This window comes from Actinoplanes auranticolor, assembly GCF_018332655.1.
Lineage (GTDB): Bacteria > Actinomycetota > Actinomycetes > Mycobacteriales > Micromonosporaceae > Actinoplanes > Actinoplanes auranticolor.
Genome location: NZ_BOQL01000002.1, coordinates 34,935 through 55,113, shown reverse-complemented (window position 1 = coordinate 55,113; position 20,179 = coordinate 34,935). Strand labels below are relative to the sequence as shown.

19 protein-coding genes and 1 pseudogene are annotated in these 20,179 nt (G+C 72.9%); 13 read left to right on the top strand and 7 right to left on the bottom strand.

Annotation, left to right across the window (positions count from 1 at the left end):
* Positions 1-4 precede the first annotated feature (4 nt).
* Entirely contained in the window at positions 5-1,120 is a 1,116-nt protein-coding gene (locus Aau02nite_RS01015) for a mannose-1-phosphate guanylyltransferase (protein WP_212986364.1), read from the top strand.
* Here Aau02nite_RS01015 and Aau02nite_RS01010 read toward each other — a convergent pair.
* From Aau02nite_RS01010 to cofD, 3 genes are read right to left on the bottom strand one after another with little or no spacing between them, the layout of a single operon-like run.
* Positions 1,111-1,686 carry an NUDIX hydrolase gene (locus Aau02nite_RS01010; protein ID WP_212986363.1) on the bottom strand — a complete coding sequence of 192 codons (576 nt, stop codon included), beginning with the start codon at positions 1,684-1,686 and terminating at the stop codon, positions 1,111-1,113. The genes Aau02nite_RS01015 and Aau02nite_RS01010 overlap by 10 nt on opposite strands.
* A gap of 20 nt (positions 1,687-1,706) precedes the next feature.
* Positions 1,707-2,738, bottom strand: a complete 1,032-nt coding sequence (locus tag Aau02nite_RS01005; protein ID WP_212986362.1) for a coenzyme F420-0:L-glutamate ligase — start codon at positions 2,736-2,738, stop codon at positions 1,707-1,709.
* A complete protein-coding gene (gene cofD / locus Aau02nite_RS01000) occupies positions 2,738-3,694 on the bottom strand; it encodes a 2-phospho-L-lactate transferase (RefSeq protein ID WP_212986361.1) in 957 nt (318 codons plus the stop codon). Before cofD ends, Aau02nite_RS01005 begins: the two co-directional genes overlap by 1 nt.
* A 130-nt stretch (positions 3,695-3,824) precedes the next feature.
* Here cofD and Aau02nite_RS00995 point away from each other — a divergent pair, with 130 nt between their 5' ends.
* From Aau02nite_RS00995 to Aau02nite_RS00980, 4 genes are all read left to right on the top strand, one after another.
* The gene (locus Aau02nite_RS00995; RefSeq protein ID WP_212986360.1) at positions 3,825-4,874 is read left to right on the top strand and encodes a hypothetical protein; all 1,050 of its coding nucleotides are present in this window, start codon (positions 3,825-3,827) and stop codon (positions 4,872-4,874) included.
* 62 nt (positions 4,875-4,936) lie between these two features.
* Complete coding sequence (locus tag Aau02nite_RS00990; protein ID WP_212986359.1) at positions 4,937-5,500, top strand: hypothetical protein; 564 nt, start codon at positions 4,937-4,939, stop codon at positions 5,498-5,500.
* 149 nt (positions 5,501-5,649) lie between these two features.
* On the top strand, positions 5,650-8,163 hold the full coding sequence (locus Aau02nite_RS00985) for a bifunctional FO biosynthesis protein CofGH (RefSeq protein WP_212986358.1): 2,514 nt from the start codon (positions 5,650-5,652) through the stop codon (positions 8,161-8,163).
* A gap of 313 nt (positions 8,164-8,476) precedes the next feature.
* Positions 8,477-8,734 (top strand): WhiB family transcriptional regulator, encoded by a 258-nt coding sequence (locus Aau02nite_RS00980; protein ID WP_015619224.1) that lies wholly within the window; start codon positions 8,477-8,479, stop codon positions 8,732-8,734.
* 44 nt (positions 8,735-8,778) lie between these two features.
* Here Aau02nite_RS00980 and Aau02nite_RS00975 read toward each other — a convergent pair whose 3' ends face one another.
* Complete coding sequence (locus tag Aau02nite_RS00975; RefSeq protein ID WP_438841085.1) at positions 8,779-9,264, bottom strand: metallopeptidase family protein; 486 nt, start codon at positions 9,262-9,264, stop codon at positions 8,779-8,781.
* A gap of 175 nt (positions 9,265-9,439) precedes the next feature.
* Between Aau02nite_RS00975 and Aau02nite_RS00970 the strand changes: the two genes are divergently transcribed.
* Positions 9,440-9,805, top strand: a complete 366-nt coding sequence (locus Aau02nite_RS00970; RefSeq protein ID WP_023358955.1) for a DUF3499 domain-containing protein — start codon at positions 9,440-9,442, stop codon at positions 9,803-9,805.
* On the opposite strand, the pseudogene Aau02nite_RS46095 reads toward Aau02nite_RS00970, so the two are convergent.
* Positions 9,786-10,332, bottom strand: a pseudogene (locus Aau02nite_RS46095) (polysaccharide deacetylase family protein). The gene Aau02nite_RS00970 and the pseudogene Aau02nite_RS46095 sit on opposite strands and share 20 nt — an antisense overlap.
* A gap of 526 nt (positions 10,333-10,858) precedes the next feature.
* Entirely contained in the window at positions 10,859-11,413 is a 555-nt protein-coding gene (locus Aau02nite_RS00960) for a DUF3455 domain-containing protein (RefSeq protein ID WP_212986357.1), read from the bottom strand.
* A gap of 114 nt (positions 11,414-11,527) precedes the next feature.
* Here Aau02nite_RS00960 and Aau02nite_RS00955 point away from each other — a divergent pair, with 114 nt between their 5' ends.
* Positions 11,528-12,046 carry a GNAT family N-acetyltransferase gene (locus Aau02nite_RS00955; RefSeq protein ID WP_212986356.1) on the top strand — a complete coding sequence of 173 codons (519 nt, stop codon included), beginning with the start codon at positions 11,528-11,530 and terminating at the stop codon, positions 12,044-12,046.
* Here Aau02nite_RS00955 and Aau02nite_RS00950 read toward each other — a convergent pair.
* The gene (locus Aau02nite_RS00950) at positions 12,043-13,479 is read right to left on the bottom strand and encodes an aldehyde dehydrogenase family protein (protein ID WP_212986355.1); all 1,437 of its coding nucleotides are present in this window, start codon (positions 13,477-13,479) and stop codon (positions 12,043-12,045) included. The two genes, Aau02nite_RS00955 and Aau02nite_RS00950, sit on opposite strands and share 4 nt — an antisense overlap.
* Before the next feature lie 57 nt (positions 13,480-13,536).
* Between Aau02nite_RS00950 and Aau02nite_RS00945 the strand changes: the two genes are divergently transcribed.
* From Aau02nite_RS00945 to Aau02nite_RS00920, 6 genes are all read left to right on the top strand, one after another.
* Entirely contained in the window at positions 13,537-14,682 is a 1,146-nt protein-coding gene (locus Aau02nite_RS00945) for an SUKH-3 domain-containing protein (RefSeq protein ID WP_212986354.1), read from the top strand.
* Between the two features lie 72 nt (positions 14,683-14,754).
* Positions 14,755-16,026 (top strand): GAF domain-containing protein, encoded by a 1,272-nt coding sequence (locus Aau02nite_RS00940; protein ID WP_212986353.1) that lies wholly within the window; start codon positions 14,755-14,757, stop codon positions 16,024-16,026.
* A 39-nt stretch (positions 16,027-16,065) separates the two neighbouring features.
* Positions 16,066-17,589: an aldehyde dehydrogenase gene (gene adh / locus Aau02nite_RS00935; protein ID WP_212986352.1), complete on the top strand. Its 1,524-nt coding sequence runs from the start codon at positions 16,066-16,068 to the stop codon at positions 17,587-17,589.
* A gap of 3 nt (positions 17,590-17,592) precedes the next feature.
* A complete protein-coding gene (locus tag Aau02nite_RS00930; protein ID WP_212986351.1) occupies positions 17,593-17,967 on the top strand; it encodes a DUF779 domain-containing protein in 375 nt (124 codons plus the stop codon).
* A gap of 67 nt (positions 17,968-18,034) precedes the next feature.
* On the top strand, positions 18,035-18,721 hold the full coding sequence (locus Aau02nite_RS00925) for an endonuclease V (RefSeq protein WP_212986350.1): 687 nt from the start codon (positions 18,035-18,037) through the stop codon (positions 18,719-18,721).
* A 78-nt stretch (positions 18,722-18,799) separates the two neighbouring features.
* Complete coding sequence (locus Aau02nite_RS00920; protein WP_212986349.1) at positions 18,800-20,179, top strand: phosphomannomutase/phosphoglucomutase; 1,380 nt, start codon at positions 18,800-18,802, stop codon at positions 20,177-20,179.

The following is a 20,179-nucleotide window of genomic DNA, read 5'->3' as shown; positions in this document are numbered from 1 at the left end:
GCGCATGAGTGAGAACCAGGGCGCCCTGTACGCCGTCATTCCCGCAGGTGGCAGTGGTACTCGTCTATGGCCGCTCTCGCGGGCCGGTCACCCCAAGTTCCTGCACCCACTGACCGGCACGGACGCCTCCCTGCTGCAGGCGACCGTCGACCGGCTGGCCCCGCTGGCCGCTCCCGACAAGGTGCTGGTGGTGACCGGCGTCGCGCACGCGGTCGAGGTGTCCCGCCAGCTCGCCGCGGTCCCGGTCGAGAACATCATCGTCGAGCCGTCCCCGCGCGACTCCTGCGCGGCCATCGCCCTGGCGGCCGCGGTCATCGCCCGCCGCGAGCCCGAGGCCCTGATGGGCTCGTTCGCCGCCGACCACCTGATCGCCGACGGCCCCCGGTTCATCGCCGTGATCGAGCAGGCGATGGCCGGTGCCCGGCAGGGGCTGCTGATGACCCTCGGCATCACCCCGACCCGCCCGGAGACCGGCTACGGCTACGTCCAGTGCGGCGGCCCGGTCGGCGAGGGCTCGGTCCTGGCGGTCGAGGAGTTCAAGGAGAAGCCCTCCTACGACGTGGCCGAGAGCTACGTGAAGTCGGGCAACTACCTGTGGAACGCGGGCATGTTCGTCTGGCGGGTGGACGTCTTCCTGGCGGAGCTGGCCCGGCAGCAGCCGCAGCTGTACGCCGGCATCGCCCGGATCGCCCAGGCCTGGGACACGCCGTCCCGCGAGGAGGTCCTGGGTGAGGTGTGGCAGAACCTGCCCCGCATCTCGGTGGACTACGCGGTGATGGAAGGCGCGGCCGCGGTGGGCCGGGTCGGCACGGTCCCGGGCGACTTCGGCTGGAACGACGTCGGCGACTTCCACACCCTGGGCGAGGTGCTGGCCGCGGACAACGCGGGCAACGTGGTGGTCGGCCAGGACCCGTCGGGCAAGCAGTCGGTGCTGCTGCGCGAGACGGAGAACCTGGTCGTGGTCCCGAACTCCGGCCGGCTGGTGGCCGCGCTGGGCGTCCGCGACCTGATCATCGTGGACACCCCGGACGCGGTCCTGGTCTGCCCGCGCGACCGCGCCCAGGAAGTGAAATCGCTGGTCGACGACCTGCGCAACAAGGGCGACCTGCACTACATCTGAGCCGGCCCGGCCGGTGCGAGGCGGGCGAAGGCCGGCGCCAGCTGCTGGACGACACCGTCGGCCAGCGGGCTGGGCAGCTCGCCGGCATTGAACCAGGCCAGGTCCGCCGACTCGTCGCTGATCTGCTCGACCGCGCCCGGCGGGCAGACGGCGACGAAACGCACGTCGTAGTGGTGGGTCGGCCCGGCCGGCTCGCCCGCGGCCGGCGCACAGCGGACCGGGTGGATGTCGACGTCGATCGGGTCCGGGTCCAGCCGCAGCCCGGCGATCCCGGACTCCTCGGTCGCCTCGCGCAGCGCGGCCTGCGCCAGCGTGCCGTCGGTGGGCTCGCAGTGGCCGCCGACCTGCATCCACATGCCCAGCCGCCCGTGCAGGCAGAGCAGCACGCGGCGCTGCTCGTCGACGATGAGCGCGCTGGCGGTGACGTGCCCCGGCCGGTGCTCGCGGGTCATCGCGACGGGGCCGGCGGAGAGCAGCTCCAGGGTGCGCTTGCGCGCGAGGTCGGCTGCCTCCGAGGTGGCCTGCCAGCGGCCGAGCGTCTCGGCGGCATCGTCGAACAGGGTCAAGGCGACATCCTTCGGGCGGGTCAGGCTCTGGCGACGGTGAGGACTGCGGTCGAGGCGTCGTAGGTGACGGTGGACGACAGGGCTTCGGCGGTGAGGGCGGCCCGGAGGCGGTGGACGTCGGCACCGAAGCGCATCAGGCCCGCCGCCGTCACGTCCTGGGGAGTGCAGCGCAGCACGCCCGGCGACTTCGTCTCCACGGTGGTGCCCGCGGCGAGCGATTCCGCCACAGTGGTCAGGGCGCGGCCGATCGCCGCACTGTCAGCCGCGTGCGGGGCCTCGGCGTCCGCGGAATCCGGGAGGGTCGCCGCGGTGCGCAGGCCGGCGGCCCGGGCTTCCGCCGTACCCAGGGAGAACATGTCGCTGGCCGCGTCGCGCAGCAGAGCGACCGCGCCGGCACCCTGCTCGGCGCCCGCTCCCGGGTAGCCGCGCACCACCGCGACCGGCACCTGGTCGCTCTTGCCCTTGACCAGTTCGCCCGCCCCGGCCAGCTCGTCGATCACGGCCATCTGGGTGAGCTGCAGCTCGTTGCCGTACGGATCGATCTCGCCCCGATGGTCGCGGAGCGGCTCGATGCCCGCCGCACCCAGCGCGACGTCGGTCAGGCCGTTGCGCCACGCCCGGCCCATCGTGTCCGACACGATCACGCCCACCCGCAGGCCCCGCTCGATCAGCGCGTCGCGCAGAGCGCGGGCCGAGGCGTCCGGATCCGCCGGCAGCAGCACCAGGTGGGTCTTGTCGACGTTGGACGCGTCGATGCCCGCCGCCGCCATCACGAAGCCGTGATGGGTCTGCACGATCGCCGTCGGCCCGCGTCGGGCCACCACCCGGCGGGTCTCGGCCAGCAGGGCCCGCTCCCGGGCCTCCTCGCGCTCCGGGCCGTCGGCCGGCACTTCGACCAGGCGGCCCTCCGCCTTCGACACGATCTTGCTGGTCACCACCAGCACGTCACCGTCGCGCAGCCAGGGCGCGTTGGCGGTGATGAGCGCGGCCAGGTCGTCGCCGGGCGTCACGTCGCCGATGCCGCGCACCGGCAGCACCTCGAGACCGTCCATCAGGCGACCCCCGCCAGCTCCAGGGCCGCGGCGACCATCCGCGCCGTCGCGGCCTCGTCGGTCATCCACAGCGGCACCGCCCGGGTCGTCACGCCCGGGATCGTCGTGCCCTCGTCGGCCGTGTCGACCAGCCAGCCGTCCAGCAGGCCGTTGTCGGTGCGGCCGGCGTACAGGCCGCCGACCCCGGCCGCGCTCACCTCGACGCCGAGGGTGGCCAGGCAGCGGTCGGCCATGCCGCGCACGGCCGCGCCGCCGATGATCGGCGACACCCCGACGACCGGTGCCGGGCCGTCCAGGACGGTCTCCTTGAGCAGCGGTACGGCGAGAATCGGCGCGATGCTGACCACCGGATTGCTCGGCGCCACCAGCACCACGTCCGCGTTGCCGATGGCCTCCAGCACCCCGGCCGCCGGTTTCGCCGCCTCCGCACCCACGAAGACGAACCGGTGCGTGGGCACGTCGCCGCGGTAGCGCACCCACCACTCCTGGAAGTGGATGGCCTTGCGCTCGCCCTCGACGTCCACGACCACGTGGGTCTCCAGCCGGTCGTCGGTGGCCGGGAGCATGGTGATGCCCGGCTGCCACCGTGCGCACAGGGCCGCGGTGACTGCCGACAGGGGATAGCCGGCGTTCAGCATCGTCGTGCGTACCAGATGGGTGGCCGTGTCCTTGTCGCCCAGGCCGAACCAGGTCGGCTCGGCGGCATACCTGGCCAGCTCCTCCTTGACGACCCAGGTCTCACCGACGCGGCCCCAGCCGCGCTCGGGATCGGCCGCGCCGCCCAGCGTGTACATCACGCTGTCCAGGTCGGGACAGATCTGCAGGCCGTGCATGCGCACGTCGTCGCCGACGTTCACCACCGCCGTGACGTCGGCACCGATCTCGCGCGCGTGGGCGCGCACACCCACCAGGAACCGGGCGCCACCGATCCCCCCGGTCAGGACCACGATCCGCATCCGACCATCCTTGCGCACCGCGGCCCGATCCGCGGCCCACGGGGCGCGGGTGTGACGTGCGTATCGGGTCTAGGCTGAGCCGGCTTGTCCTCGATCCCGTATCTCTCATCCCCGTGTCAGGAGTTCAGCTGTGACCAGCACACCGCCGCCGCAGCCCGCACAGCCCCCGGGGCGCCCGGTGACCCAGGTGATCCGGCCGCTGCGTGACCTCACCGCGTACGCCCTGGTGGCCGCGCCCGCCGTCTGGCTGTTCGTCGCGGTGATCCGGCTGATCCCGTCCGGGGTGGGCCAGGACTTCCTCACCCGGGTGCAGAACAGCTTCTACAGCTTCGTGAACGTCGAGCTCGTCGCGCTGCCGCTGGCGGCGGTGCTGCTGGCGACGCTGGTCCAGCCGGTGCACAAGCACGCCAAGCTGATCACCATCGCGGCCCTGGTCGAGTACGCGGTGGCGGCCTTCTTCGCGGTCGTCTTCGGCTTCCTGATCGGCCTGGTGAAGATCGCCGCCTGGAGTGTCCGGGTGGCGTTCGAGGAGTTCCTGGTCCGCGCGGCCTGGCTGGCGGTGTTCGCCGCAGCGGCGTACGCGGTGTACCTGATCTGGCGCAACCTGTTCTACACGCCGAAGCCGAAGGCCCAGCCCGGCATGTACGGCCAGCCCCAGCAGTGGCAGCAGCAGCCGTACGGCCAGCCCGGCTACCCCCAGCAGCCCGGCCAGCCCGGCTTCCCGCCGCCGCCCGGCCACCCGGGTTACGCCCAGCCCGGCCCGCACCAGCCCGGCCCGAATCAGGCCGGCGTGACGCAGCCCGTGCAGCAGCCGCAGCCCGGCCAGTGGGGTCAGCCCCCGGCCGGTCAGGGCTGGGGAGCACCGACCTCCGGGCAGCAGACGGTGACCCCGTCCTCGGCCCCGCCGGCTTCGGCACCGCCCGCCTCTGCGCCGCCCGCCTCGGCCCCGCCGGTGTCGGCTCAGCCGGCCCCGGCCACCCCGCCGGGACCTTTCGCCCCGGCACCGGGACATCCGCAGGCACCGGGCGCCTACAGCCAGCAGGCGTACCCGCCGCCCACCTACGGCCAGCCGCAGCAGCCGGGCGGCTACGCGGACCCGACCCAGGCGCTCCCGCACCACAACCCGGACGACGACGACCGCACCCGCGTCGTGGGCGAGGAACCCCCGCCCCGTCAGTGACCCGCTCCGACCGACGACGGCGCCCTGAACGGGGCGCCGTCGCTGTTCCCTGGAGACCCAGCTTGCAGGCGCAAGACCCCGACAAGGCCGGACAGCGCCGCCCGGCTGAGCAAGCAGCCCAGCCCTGGACCACGCCCAGAGAGGACGCGGTGCTCGCTGCTCGAAGCGGCGACCGCCCGAAGGTCGCCGCCCGCCAGGCCGCGGTGCTCGCGGCGCAGCGTCTGGACCGTGCCGAGGCCGCCGCTCGTGAGTCGGCCCTGCTCGCGGGGCAGCGCCTGGACCGCACCGAAGCCGTCGCCCGAGAGACGACCATCCGCGAGGCGCAGCGCCTCGATCGTGCCGAAGCCGCCGCCCGCCGAACGGCAGCCGTCGCCGCGCAGCGCTTCGCAGCCGCCGAGGCCGCCGCCCGCCGGACCGCCGCCGTCGCGGCCCAGCGTCTCGATACCGAGGAGGCAGCATTGCGCCGGGCGGCACTGCGCATCCGCGAACGCGAGGCGCAGGCGATCCGCGAGTCAGCACTGCGGGCCGCCCAGCGCCAGGTCGCCGTCGACGCCGCCCTGTTGCAGGCCGCGGTCCGCGCCCGGCGCCCGGACGACAGCCTCCCGGCGGCCGCTGAACCCGCGTGATCCGTCTAGGACCACACCCGTCCGGCGGCGGCGTCAGCACCGACCGGACCGGGAGCGCGAAGGAGTCGGCCGCCGGGCGTGTTTCAGACCACTGCCAGGACCGGGTCCGCTCGTACGCAGTTGTTCTCGATCCGGCCTAGGCTGCACAGGTGGCAGACGTGACTGAGGCCAGCATCCGTCGCGCGCTCAAGCGTGCGACCGACGGCAAGGCGATCGATGCCGGTGAGGCGACGGCTCTGCTCGCCGCCGACGGGCCGCTGTTCGACGACCTACTCGCGGTGGCCGGCGGGGTCCGCGACGCGGGGCTGCGGGAGGCCGGCCGCCCCGGCGTGGTCACGTACTCGAAGAAGGTCTTCATCCCGCTGACCCGGCTGTGCCGCGACCGCTGCCACTACTGCACCTTCGCGACGGTGCCGCACCGGCTGCCGGCGGCCTTCCTGGAGCGCGACGAGGTGCTGGCGATCGCCCGGGAGGGCGCCGCCCAGGGCTGCAAGGAGGCCCTCTTCACCCTCGGCGACCGGCCCGAGGAGCGCTGGCCGGCGGCCCGGCAGTGGCTCGACGAGCGCGGCTACGACTCGACCCTGGACTACGTGCGGGCCTGCGCGATCGCCGTGCTCGAGGAGACCGGTCTGCTGCCGCACCTCAATCCGGGCGTCATGAGCTGGGCCGACCTGCAGCGGCTGAAGCCGGTCGCGCCGAGCATGGGCATGATGCTGGAGACGACCGCGACCCGGTTGTGGTCCGAGCCCGGTGGCCCGCACTACGGCTCGCCCGACAAGGAGCCCGCCGTCCGGCTGCGGGTGCTCGACGACGCCGGCCGGGTCGGTGTCCCGTTCACCACCGGCATCCTGATCGGCATCGGCGAGACGCCGGCCGAGCGGATCGACGCTCTGTTCGCGATGCGCCGCACGGCCCGCGAGTACGGCCACATCCAGGAAGTCATCATCCAGAATTTCCGCGCCAAGCCGGACACGGCGATGCGCGGCATGCCCGACGCGGAGCTGCGGGAGCTCGCCGCGACGGTGGCGGTCGCCCGGATCATCATGGGCCCCCGGGCCCGCCTCCAGGCTCCGCCGAATCTCATCGCCGGCGAATACTCGCTGCTGCTGCGCGCGGGCATCGACGACTGGGGCGGCGTTTCCCCGGTGACGCCCGACCACGTCAATCCCGAGCGCCCGTGGCCGCAGATCGAGGCGCTGCGCGAGCAGTCCCGCGCGGCCGGCTTCGAGCTGCGCGAGCGCCTCACCATCTATCCCGAGTACGTCCGCCGCGGCGAGAGCTGGCTCGACCCCCGCCTGGCCGCGCACGTGGCCGCGCTGGCCGACCCGGCGACCGGGCTGGCCCGCGAGGACGCCATGCCGGCCGGGCTGCCGTGGCAGGAGCCCGACGACGCGTACGCGGGCGGCCGCACCGACCTGTTCGCCACGATCGACACCGAGGGCCGCACCGGCGACCGCCGCGGCGACTTCGACAGCGTCTACGGCGACTGGGACGAGGTGGCCGCGCACATCTCCGCCGAGGCCGTCGCCGCCGGTGCCGGCCACGTCGTGCCCCGGATCGAGTCCGACGTGCTGGCCGGCCTCAAGCTCGCCGCCGAGGACCCGGCCGCGCTGCTGGACCCGGCGCACGAGGCCAAGGCCATGGCGCTGTTCAATGCGGACGGCTCCGCCCTGGACGAGCTCGCCCGCCTCGCCGACGATCTGCGCAAGGACGTCAACGGCGAGGACGTCACGTACGTGGTCAACCGCAACATCAACTTCTCCAACGTCTGCTACGTCGGCTGCCGGTTCTGCGCGTTCGCGCAACGCGAGCAGGACGCGGACGCCTACCGGCTGTCGGTGGAGCAGGTCGCCGACCGGGCCGAGGAGGCCTGGCGCGACGGTGCCACCGAGGTCTGCATGCAGGGCGGCATCGACCCGAAGATGCCCATCACCGCGTACGCCGATCTGGTGCGGGCCGTCAAGCGCCGGGTGCCGGGCATGCACGTGCACGCGTTCTCGCCGATGGAGATCGTCACCGGTGCGGCGAAGGCCGGGGTGTCGGTGCGGGAGTGGCTGACCGAGCTGCGCGAGGCCGGGCTGGACACGATCCCGGGCACCGCCGCCGAGATCCTCGACGACGACGTGCGCTGGGTGCTGACCAAGGGCAAGCTGCCCGCCTCGGCCTGGATCGACGTGGTGACCACCGCGCACCAGGTGGGCCTCCGGTCCAGCTCGACGATGATGTACGGCCACGTCGACCACCCCCGCCAGTGGCTGGGCCACTTCCGGGTGCTGGCCGGCATCCAGGACGTGACCGGCGGCTTCACCGAGTTCGTGGGCCTGCCGTTCATCCACACCAACGCCCCGATCTACCTGGCCGGCATCGCCCGCCCCGGGCCCACCTGGCGGGAGAACAGGGTGGTCCACGCGATGGCCCGGATCCTGTTGCACGGCCGGATCGGCAACATCCAGTGCTCCTGGGTGAAGCTCGGCGACGAGGGCACCATCGCGATGCTCAACGGGGGCTGCAACGACCTCGGCGGCACGTTGATGGAGGAGACGATCTCCCGGATGGCCGGGTCGGAGCACGGCTCCGCCCGTACGGTTGCGCAGCTGAAAGAGCTGGCCGCAGCGGCCGGACGGCCCGCCGCCGAGCGCACGACGGTCTACGGCCGCCGCTAGATCACCCGCAAGGACACCCCTAGTCAACAGGTTACAAAATGGGGTAATTTGGACTCGACGCGCCGACCTCGCGTTACCTTCCGGTGGCCCGGACAGATAGGGCTGGAACGGGACCGCGAGGCCGTCATGGCGCCTCGGGGAAACGGGCCTATTTATCAGGTTCGGCTTGACGACGCACGTCTTACACGCGTGTAATTTCGGTGGGGTTGTGGGAAAGGCGCGTCGCGAACCGCGTATTTCCCGCAAGAAACACGCCGCGTGCGTGGGGGGTCAGCGCAGGCATCGCTGCCGGCGCGGAAAAGGAGGCACGCCGATGGAAGCGCAGGTTGAAGGGGTGGACCTGCTCGGGGACGCGCCCGAGTGGCAGGAGCGGGCCCTGTGCTCGCAGACCGATCCAGAGGCTTTCTTCCCGGAGAAGGGCGGTTCGACGCGCGAGGCGAAGCGGATCTGCGGCCGGTGCGACGTCAAGGCGGAATGCTTGGAGTACGCGCTCGGTCACGATGAGCGCTTCGGAATCTGGGGCGGGCTGAGCGAACGGGAACGCCGCAAGCTCAAGCGCCGCGTGGCCTGACCCGCTTCTGCTGCGGACGCCGGGGGGCCGTCCAGAGCAAGTGGTCAGGAAAGTTCGTCCGGGTCCACACCCAGCAGGTTGGCGACCTGCTCGATGATCACGTCATGCACGAGGTCGGCGAGGTCCTCACGGTCCATCGCCCGGAACTCCAGCGGTCGCCGGTAGAGCACGATCCGCGGGGGCAGTTCCTGGCGTCCGGGCCGGCCCGGCAGCAAGCGGGCCAGGGGCACCTCGCCGTCCTCGAGCACGTCGGAGTCGTAGACGTTCAGATCCGGGGGCACGTCCTCGACGGCGAACTCGACGCCGGCGAGCTCCTTGGCATAACGCCGTTCGAGGCCCTCGACCGTGTCCAGGACGAGATCGTCGAAGATCTCCGCCTTGGTCCGGGCGAGCGGCACCGTCGCCGGCACGAGCCGGCCGCGGAGCCCACGCCCGTGGCGGTCGCGGCGGGCGGGCCGGCCGGGTCCGGCGGCGCGGGGCGACCGGCCGGGATCGGCACCGGACCGGCGGCGGTCGGGGCTGGTAGTCACGTCGTCAGCCTAGCCCGCACCGGCCGTCGTCCGTGGTCAGGCCGTGTCCACCGCGTTTCGTCCCCGGGAATTCGTCCCATTGGGACGGCGTGTCGGTGCGCCATGTCGAAATCGTGATGCATGGTGGGTCGGCGTGTCGCGGCTACCGGCCGCCGCGGGGAGATAACGTGCCGCCGTGAGGTCACCACGGCGCTGCTCCCGGAACGGCTGTCCCCGACAGGCGGTCGCCACTCTGACCTACGTCTACAGCGACTCCACCGCGGTGGTCGGCCCGCTGGCCGCGTTCGCCGAGCCGCACACGTACGACCTGTGTGAGCCGCACGCCCGCAGCCTGACCGCCCCGCGCGGGTGGGAGCTGGTGCGCCACGACGGTGACTTCGCCCCGCCGCCGCCCACCACCGACGACCTGGTCGCGCTCGCGGACGCCGTCCGCGAGGCGGCCCGCCCGGCGCCGCCGCCGCGTCCGGAGGAGCACGACAACCTGCCGGGCCACCAGACCGGCCGCCGCGGCCACCTGCGCGTCATCCCGCCCTCGCACTGAGGCCCCGGCCGGGCAGCGCGACGAGCCGGTAGCGCTGCTGCAACCACGGGATCAGCTCCCGGTACGCCGCGATGGTGGCCGGCTGCCCGTAGTCGTGGGACAGCACGATCGCCCCCTTGCCCACGTGCTTCTTGACCGCGTGCACGATCTTGGCCCGGTGCGCCGCGGCCGACTCGCCGCCCGGGTGCTCCCAGTCGCGCGGGTCCACCTGCCAGTAGATCGACGTCATGCCCAGCTCGGCGGCGACCGCCACGAAGGCCGGCGTGAAGTGCCCGCCCGGCGCCCGCAGGTAGCTGATCCGCGCCCCCGGCACGGCCCGCCGGATGGCGTCGTTGGTGCGCTGCAGATCCGCCCGGATCACCGCGGGCTTCTTCCGGCCCAGCGTCAGGCTGTGCCGCCAGGTGTGGATGCACAGGGTGTGGCCCTCGGCGGCGATCCGCCGGACCAGCCCCGGGGTACGCCGCGACGTTCTGCCCGACCACGCAGAAGGTGGCCTTGACCCGCTTCTGCTCGAGCAGGTCCAGCATCCGCGGCGTCTGCCCGGGGTCGGGCCCGTCGTCGAAGGTCAGCGCCACACCGGCCCCGCCGGTGCGCATCAGGCTGCCGGCCGGCCCGCCGGCGTGGGCCGGGACGCGCTTCGGCGGCTTCTTCCGCGAGGGGGCCGGGCCCTTGACGGGGACCGCAGCGGGCTTCGCCGGCTCATGCCGGGCCGGCTTCGTCGGAGTCTGCGCCGCGGCCCCGGCGGTGGACCGCGACGGCGCCGGGGCGGCCGAGGTGGCCGGGGTGGCGCTGACCCGGGGCGGGTCCCTCTCGGCGGCCAGGGCCGGGCCGCAGCCGGCCAGGACGCTCAGCGTGAGGCCGAGCAGCAACACCTTGGGGGTACGCATCGCAGACGAGCTCCGTCCGTCAGTCACCAACGAGGACGGAGCAGATATGGTCCCGTGCGCTGCCGCGAGGTTCGGTCCCCCGCAGGGCTGGCACTCATCGGGGAGACGACCGGTCCGGCCGGTGACGAAGGGGCAACGCCCCCGGCCGGATCCACGGTTCACCGGGTCACTTGCGCCAGAACACGTACAGGGCGCCGTAGGGGACCGCCTTGGTCGTGCCGTCGGTGCAGGCGCCGGCCGGAGCCACGCCGCCCGAGGTGTAGAGCCGCTGGATGTGGGTGGCCCCGGCCAGCAGCCCGTCGGTCGCGCCGCTGTGGCTGTTGATCGTGAGCAGCAGCTCCGCGATCGTGCCGGTGCGCGCCCGCTCCGCCGTCTTCGTCGCCGTCACCAGGGAACCGTCGCGCACGGACTGCCAGCTCGGGCCCTTGAAGTGGTGCAGCAGGCCGCCGGGGCCGGCCAGTTTGGCCTCGGGCACCGAGGCCCCGGTGAAGACACCGCCGGTGCAGGTGTAGGTCTGGGTGCCCCGGGTGACCCGGTAGCTGCCGAGCCGCACCGCGCCGGCGGGAGGATCGATCACCGACGGCGAGGCGACCGGCCGGGGCCGGGGCCCGCCGGCGAGCTCGGCGGCGGAAGCGTTGTAGCTGACCGCGCCGACGGCCACCAGCATGGTGGCGGCGGCGGTCAGGGTGACGGCACGGACGCGCGTTCGGGTACGGGGCATGGCAGTGATCTCCTCCGATTGGTGTGTCGCACCGGGGTACGCGCGCGACGCGGGCACGGATCGCCGGTTGCCCGAAAGACGACCGTCATTGCCCGGATGGACGATCCTGTGTGGATGACAGATCTCGACCTGCGCCCGGTGACCGAAGCGGACCTGCCGATGTTGCGGCGGTTCGCCGTCGAACCGGGGCTGATCGGCAACGACTGGTTCGGCTTCCGCGACCCGCGGGCCCAGGACCGCCGCTTCGCCCTGGACGGTTATCTCGGTACCGACAACGGGCGGCTCATCGTCACGACCGAGGAACAGGCGGCCGGCTTCGTCACCTGGTCCGAGGGCCGGTACGGCGGCGCGGCGAGCTACTGGGAGATCGGCATCGTGCTGCTCCCTGAGCGGCGCGGCCGCGGGCTCGGCTGGCGTGCCCAGGCCCTGCTCTGCGACTACCTCTTCCGGCACACCCCGGCCCAGCGCATCCAGGCGGGCACCCAGCCGGAGAACGTGGCCGAGCAGAGGTCGCTGGTCAAGGCCGGCTTCCAGCTCGAAGGCACGGTCCGGGCGGCGGAGTTCCGGGCGGGCCAGTGGCGTGACGGGCTGCTCTACAGCCGCCTGCGTACGGACCCGCCGGTGGCGGTCTAGAGGGCGATGCCGGTCAGCACCATGACGCGCGGCTCGGTGTAGTCGTCCATCGCGCTGGCCACACCCTCCCGGCCCACCCCGCTGCCCTTCACCCCGCCGTACGGCATCTGGTCCGCCCGGTAGGACGGCACGTCGCCCACGATCACGCCGCCGACCTGGAGATCCCGGTGCGCCGCGAACGCCGTCTGGATGCTGTGGGTGAAGATGCCCGCCTGCAGGCCGTACGCTGAGTCGTTGATCGCCGCGAACCCGGCGGCGTCGTCCGCGACCTCGGCCACCACCAGCACCGGGCCGAAGATCTCCTCGGTGATCACCTTGGCGCCGGCCGGGACGCCGGTCAGCACCGTCGGCGGGTACGTCGCACCGTCGCGCTTGCCGCCCACGGCCACGGTCGCGCCCGCCGCCACCGCCTCGTCGACCCACTCCTCGACGCGTTTCGCCGCGTCCTCGCTGATCATCGGTCCGACCTCGACCGCCGGGTCCTGCGGGTCACCGGTGCGCAGTGCGCTCACGGCGTCGAGCAGCCGGGGAAGGAAGCCGGTGAGCCCGGCGTGCACGTAGACCCGCTGGACGGCGATGCAGCTCTGGCCCGCCTGGTACGTGCCGAAGGTCGCCACCCGCTGCGCCGCCCAGCTCAGATCGGCGTCGCTGTCGTAGTCGCCGCAGAGCAGGACCGCCGCGTTGCCACCCAGCTCGAGCGTCACGTGCTTCTCCGGCGCGGACCGGCGGATCTGCGCACCGACCGGGCCGGATCCGGTGAACGACACGATCGGCAGGCGCGGATCCGCCACCAGGGCCGCGGCGCGGTCGTTCGGGATCGGCAGCACCGAGAACAGGCCGGCCGGCAGCTCGGTCTCGGCCAGCAGCTCCCCGAGCAGCAGTGCGGTGAGCGGGGTCGCGGGCGCAGGCTTGAGCACGATCGGCGCGCCGACCGCGATGGCCGGGGCGATCTTGTGGGCGACCAGGTTGAGCGGGAAGTTGAACGGGGAGATGCCCAGCACGGGCCCGCGCGGCACGCGCTTGACCAGGGCGAGCCGGCCCACACCGCCGGTGTCGGTGTCGAGGCGCTGCAGGTCGCCGGTGAACCGGCGGGCCTCCTCGGCCGCCCACCGGAAGACCGACACGGCCCGGTCGGCTTCCAGCCGGGCCCATTTCAGCGGCTTGCCGTTCTCGGCGGTGATCAGTGCGGCGATCTCCTCGCGGCGTTCGGCGAGGCGGCGCGAGACGTGGTCGAGGGCGGTCGCGCGCACGTGCGCGGGAAGGGCCGCGGCCCGGCCGGCGACCTCGGCCGCCGCCGCGACTGCGGCCTCGACCTGCGCCGGCGTGGCCCAGGTGGTCCGTCCGACCGGGCGTCCGTCGTACGGGTGCGTCACTGTCACTTCGCCGTCACCGTGCGCTGCTTCGCCCGCGACATAGAACGCTGTGGTGTCCACCCGGTCAGCCTATGTCGCCACCCGCCGGTATGGTCGGCGCTCGGCCCGGGAGGATCGATGACTATGCAGCTGGTGCTGCCCAGCGGTGTGACCTTGCAGCGCCGCGACGCTCCGGCGGACCCGCGTGACCTGCCGCCGCATGTGCTCGAACGCATCGCGCTGCGCTGGGCGGAGCGCGCCGGGTGCGAGCCCGCACAGGTGGTGCTGGACGAGGAGGAGCTCGGCTGGGCGGTGCAGGCGCCCGGCAGCGGCGCGGGCTACACGACGTTCGTCGACAAGGTCACCGGCCGGGTCGTGAGCTTCGCCAATCCGGCCTACCTGGACGAGCAGTACCGCGCGCAGCTCGTCTACGAGCGGGGGGTGCCGCCTCGACCCGGCTTCGGTGGAACCGAGGTCGAGGTGCCGGGGGCGATCGCGGCGGTCTCGCTGGAGTCCTCCACGACCGTGCACGCGAGCAGTGTCCGTACCGCGGAGCCGCCGGTGTTGCATCCGCTCGTGCGGGCGCGGCTCGACGCCGTACCGGCCCGGGCCCGGGTCCGCGGCGCCGAGTGGCATCCGGAGCTGGTGGCTTTCTCCGAGCTCGTCAACGGCCCGGCCGACGTGGCCGAGTACGTCCGGCTGTGGCGGGTGCGCGAGCCGGCCGACCCCCGTCAGGGCCATGCCAACGGCGGTCCGTGCGCGACCTGTACGGAGGTCCTCGGCTACCGCCCGCTGTGGCCGTCCGATCGGCCCGGTGGCAAGACGGGGGAGTCGGCCTGGCAGCGCCTGCTCGCGCGGCGCCGGCTGCACGGCCGTCCGGCCCCGGCGAAGGAGCGCGTGGCCGAACGGATCGAGCAGGTGCGGGCGGTCCGCGGGGCCGAGCACGAGCACACGGTCTCCCCGGCGGCGGTCGAGGCGTTGCAGCGGTATCTCGGGGCGGAATCCTCGGTGCAGGTGCCCGGCCGCTCGGTGCGGACCGCGCCCTTCCACATCGATCCGGGCTGGGCCGCCGACACCGCCGACACGCTGGGCCGGGTGGCGCGCCGGGTCGGCGCGCCGCTCTTCCCGCTGGGCACCGCCGGCTACGAGGGTCTGCTGGCCATCGACCCGGGACGGCGGGTGTTCCTGATCGACGAGACCGGCGAGTGGCTGCTCGGCACCGGGCTGCCGGCCGCGCTCGACACCCTGCTGCTGGGCCGGGCCGCACCCCGGGTCGACGGCTGATCATGGCCCCGCTGAACAGGTGGTTGTCGTAGGGCGTGATGCGGGTCACGATGGACGGGACTGGAGGTGCGCATGTCCAACCCGTGGCTCGCGCTCACCCTCGGCACCGACCCCGCGGAACGGATCACCCAGGTGGGCCGGGCCCACGAGCGGTTCGTGACCGGTGAACAACCGGTGACCCAGGTGCGCGATGTGGTCGCCGCGTCCTGGCGGCGCTCGGCCGGAGCGCTGGTCAGCCCGGACAGCACCGCACCGATCGAGCTCAGCGACGGCGACCTGGAGGCGTACCGGGCCGCGCACCCGCTGGCCCGGGTGCTGCCGATCTTCCGGGACCTGCTCGGCGGGCTGGCCGACGACGGCGACCACCTGATGGCCGTCTGCGACGCGCACGGGCGGCTGCTCTGGGTCGAGGGCACCGCGTCGGTGCTGCGTGGCGCCGAGTCGATGAACTTCGTCCCCGGTGCCCGCTGGGACGAGGCGCACGCCGGCACCAACGCGCCCGGCACCGCGCTCGCCGTCGACCACCCGTTGCAGATCTTCGCCACCGAGCACTTCAGCCGCGGCGTCCAGCGCTGGACCTGCGCCGCCGCGCCGATCCACGACCCGGCGACCGGCCGGCTGCTGGGCGCGATCGACGTGACCGGCGGCGACCACCTGGCCAACCCGCACAGCCTGGCCCTGGTCCGGGCGACCGCGCTGGCCGCCGAGGCCTACCTGGGGGCGCAACCGGCCCGTGGTGCCACGGTGTCGGTGCTGGGGCGGGAGGACGCCGTGCTGTCGATCGGCGGCAAGCGGCTGCGACTCGGTCGCCGGCACTCCGAGCTGCTCGTGCTGTTGCTGGTGCACCCCGAGGGGCGCACCGGTGATCAGCTCGGTTTCGACCTCTATGCCGACGACGCCAATCCGGTGACCGTCCGCGCCGAGCTCTCCCGGCTGCGCCGCATCCTGGGGCCCGAGCTGCTGGACTCGCGGCCCTACCGGCTCCGGGCCGAGGTCGACGCCGACTTCCTGACGGTGACCCGGCTGCTGGAGCGCGGACTGGTCGCGGACGCGCTGGCCGCCTACACCGGTCCGCTGCTGCCCTCCTCGGACGCCCCCGGGGTGGCCCGGCTCCGCCGGCTGGTCGACTCCCGCCTGCGCGCGGCGGTGCTGAGCTCCGGCGACCCGCGCCTGGTGCAGACCTGGCTGGGCGAACCCTGGGGCACCGACGACCTCGGGATGTGGGAGGCCTACGCCGCCGCCCTGCCACCCCGTTCGCCGGCTCTGCCGCTGGCGGTGGAGCGGATCGCCCAGCTCGCACTTGAATACGGTCTTGCAACCTCTGTGCAACGTCGGCGTAACTAGCGTCACTTCGTATCCGAACCAGGTACGGAGGACACGCGCATGGCTATCTACTCCCCGCCCGGCTCTGACGGTGCGGTCGTCAGCTACGAATCCCGTTACGACCACTGGATCGGTGGCGAGTACGTACCTCCCGTCAAGGGCCAGTACTTCGAGAATCCCTCGCCGGTGAACGGCCAGAACTTCTGTGAGATCGCCCGGGGCACCGCCGACGACGTCGAGCGGGCCCTCGACGCGGCGCACGGCGCGGCCGACGCGTGGGGCCGCACGTCCGTCTCCGAGCGGGCGAACATCCTCAACAAGATCGCCGACCGGATGGAGGCGAACCTCGAGCAGCTCGCCGTCGCCGAGACCTGGGAGAACGGCAAGCCGGTCCGCGAGACCATGGCCGCCGACATCCCGCTGGCCATCGACCACTTCCGGTATTTCGCCGGCGCGCTGCGGGCCCAGGAGGGCACCCTCGGCGAGATCGACGACGACACCGTCGCCTACCACTTCCACGAGCCGCTCGGCGTGGTCGCCCAGATCATCCCGTGGAACTTCCCGATCCTGATGGCGGTCTGGAAGCTGGCGCCCGCGCTGGCTGCCGGCAACGCCGTCGTGCTCAAGCCGGCCGAGCAGACCCCGGCCTCGATCCACTTCTGGATGTCGCTGATCGCCGACCTGCTGCCGCCGGGCGTGGTGAACATCGTCAACGGCTTCGGCGTCGAGGCCGGCAAGCCGCTGGCCTCCTCGAACCGGGTGGCCAAGGTGGCGTTCACCGGCGAGACCACCACCGGCCGGCTGATCATGCAGTACGCCTCCGAGAACATCATCCCGGTGACCCTGGAGCTGGGCGGCAAGAGCCCGAACATCTTCTTCGACGACGTCAGCGCGCAGGACGACGATTTCATGGACAAGGCGCTCGAGGGTTTCTCGATGTTCGCCCTGAACCAGGGTGAGGTCTGCACCTGCCCGTCGCGTGCGCTGATCCAGCAGGGCCACTACTCCGACTTCCTCGCCGCGGGCGTCAAGCGCGTGGAGAACATGAAGCAGGGCAACCCGCTGGACACCGACACCCAGGTCGGCGCGCAGGCTTCCAACGACCAGCTGGAGAAGATCCTCTCGTACTTCGACATCGGCCGGCAGGAGGGCGCCAAGGTGCTCATCGGCGGGGCCCGGGCCGACCTCGGCGGGGACCTGGCCGGTGGCTACTACGTGCAGCCGACCGTCTTCGAGGGCGCCAACTCGATGCGGATCTTCCAGGAGGAGATCTTCGGCCCGGTGGTGTCGGTGACCTCGTTCTCCGACTACGCCGACGCGATCAAGACCGCCAACGACACCCTGTACGGCCTCGGCGCAGGTCTCTGGACGCGGGACATGAACACCGCGTACCGGGCCGGCCGGGCGATCAAGGCGGGCCGGGTGTGGACCAACTGCTACCACCTGTACCCGGCGCACGCGGCGTTCGGCGGCTACAAGCAGTCCGGCATCGGCCGCGAGAACCACAAGATGATGCTCGACCACTACCAGCAGACCAAGAACCTGCTGGTCAGCTACTCGCCCAAGGCGATGGGCTTCTTCTAGGCCATGGGAGCCCGAGTAGACGTGACGCCCGCGGCGGCCGACCTGATCCGGTCGCTGCGGGGACAGCACGGCCCGCTGATGTTCCATCAGTCCGGCGGCTGCTGCGACGGCAGCGCCCCGATGTGTTACCCGGAGGGGGAGTTCCGGACCGGCGGGAGTGATGTGCTGCTCGAGGAGCTGCACATCGAGGGGGTGGCCGAGCCGGTGTCCTTCTGGATGAGCACGTCGCAGTTCGAGGCCTGGCGGCACACCCACCTCACGGTGGACGTGGTGCCGGGCCGGGGCAGCGGCTTCAGTCTGGAGGCGCCCGAGGGGGTGCGCTTCCTGATCCGCAGCCGCATCCTCACGCCCGAGGAACTGGCGGCGCTGCCGTCGTGACCAGGCCCGGCCGGACGGTGGGAAACTGCCGCCCGGCCGGGTCGCCGCTGCGCTAGCGTCTGCGGCCGTGACCGACGACGACTGGCCGCGCACCGAGGCCGAGGCGCTGGCCGTGCAGGACGCCCTCCGGCCGCGACTGCTGGTCGGGCCCGGCCCGCAGCGGCCGGCGACCGTCGCGGGCCTGGACGTGGCCTACCACGAGGACGGCGAGCGGCTCGCGGCGGCGATCGTCGTGCTGGACACCACGGACCACCGCGTCGTGGACACGGCTGTGGTGCAGGGCCGGCCCGCTTTCCCGTACGTGCCGGGGCTGTTCGCCTTCCGGGAGATCCCGGCGCTGCTGGCCGCCCTGGACCGGCTCACCGTGCGACCCGACGTGCTGATCTGCGACGGCCACGGGCTGGCCCATCCCCGGCGGTTCGGGCTCGCCTGCCACCTGGGTGTGCTCACCGGTCGGCCGTCCTTCGGCGTCGGCAAGACCCCGCTGGTGGGCAGCTGGGCGCCGCCGGGTGAGCGCCGCGGCGACCGGTCGGACCTGGTCGACGACGGTGAGACCGTGGGGGCCGTGCTGCGGACCCGGGACGCGGTGAAGCCGGTCTTCGTCTCGGTCGGACACCGGATGGACCTGGACACCGCCTGCGCGCTCACCCTCGGGCTCACACCCCGTTACCGGCTGCCGGAGACGACGCGGGCCGCCGACCGGGCCTGCCGGGACGGACTGCTCGGCAAGGATGTAACAGTCCCGAGACGGTGACGCCATGCTGTTGCGACCCGGCGGTCACTCCCGCTCCGATAGTGTCGGCGGGTCGAATATCGTGCCGAGGAGTGACCGTTGTCTGATCTGTCCCAGCTCGTCAAGGCGTACGACGTCCGTGGCGTCGTGCCCGACCAGCTCAACGAGACCGTGGCCCGGGCCCTGGGCACGGCGTTCGTGGAGATGCTCCGCGAGTCGGGGGACGACGCGGAACGGATCGTGCTGGCCCACGACATGCGCGAGACCGGTCCCGCGCTGGTCGCCGCGTTCGCCGCCGGGGCCAACTCGGCCGGCGCCACCGTCGTGCACACCGGCCTCGGCTCGACCGACCAGCTCTACTACGCCTCGGGCGTGCTCGGCCTGCCCGGCGCCATGTTCACCGCCAGTCACAATCCGGCGCAGTACAACGGCATCAAGCTGTGCCGGGCCGGCGCCCGCCCGGTGGGCCAGGACAGCGGCCTGGTCATCGTCCGGCAGCGGGCCGAGGAGCTGCTCAACGACCTCGACGCGGTGGGCGAGGTGCCGCCGGCGATCGAGCACCGCGACCTGCTCGCCGACTACGCCCGGCACCTGCGCGGGCTCGTCGACCTGTCCGGCATCCGGCCGCTGAAGGTCGTCGTCGACGCCGGCAACGGCATGGGCGGCCACACCGTGCCGGCCGTGCTCGGTGACCAGGAGCTGGCCGCGCTGCCGCTGGAGATCGTGCCGCTCTACTTCGAGCTGGACGGCTCGTTCCCGAACCACGAGGCCAACCCGCTGGACCCGGCCAACCTGGTGGATCTGCAGGCCGCCGTCCGCGAGCACGGCGCCGACCTGGGCCTGGCCTTCGACGGCGACGCCGACCGCTGCTTCGTGGTGGACGAGAACGGCGACCCGGTCTCCCCGTCGGCGATCACCGCGCTGGTGGCCAAGCGGGAGCTGGCCAAGTTCCCGGGCAGCACGGTCATCCACAACGTGATCACCTCGGCCGCGGTGCCCGAGATCATCACCGAGAACGGCGGGGTCCCGGTCCGCAGCCGGGTCGGCCACTCCTTCATCAAGGCGGAGATGGCCCGGACCAACGCGGTCTTCGGCGGCGAGCACTCGGCCCACTACTACTTCCGCGACTTCTGGTACGCCGACACCGGCATGCTCGCCGCGATGCACGTGCTCGCCGCGCTCGGTGGCCAGCCGCAGCCGCTGTCGCAGTTCGCGGCCGAGTTCGAGCGTTACGCGGCCTCGGGGGAGATCAACTCCACGGTGGCCGACGCGCCCGCGAAGGTCGCCGAGGTCCGGGCCGCGTTCCCGGACGCCACGCTCGACGAGCTCGACGGCATGACCCTGCGGCTGAGCGACGGCGCCTGGTTCAACCTGCGCGCCTCCAACACCGAGCCGCTGCTGCGGCTGAACGTGGAAGCGTCGAAGCCGGACCGGATGGCGGCCCTGCGCGACCAGGTGCTCGCCATCGTTCGCGGTTAG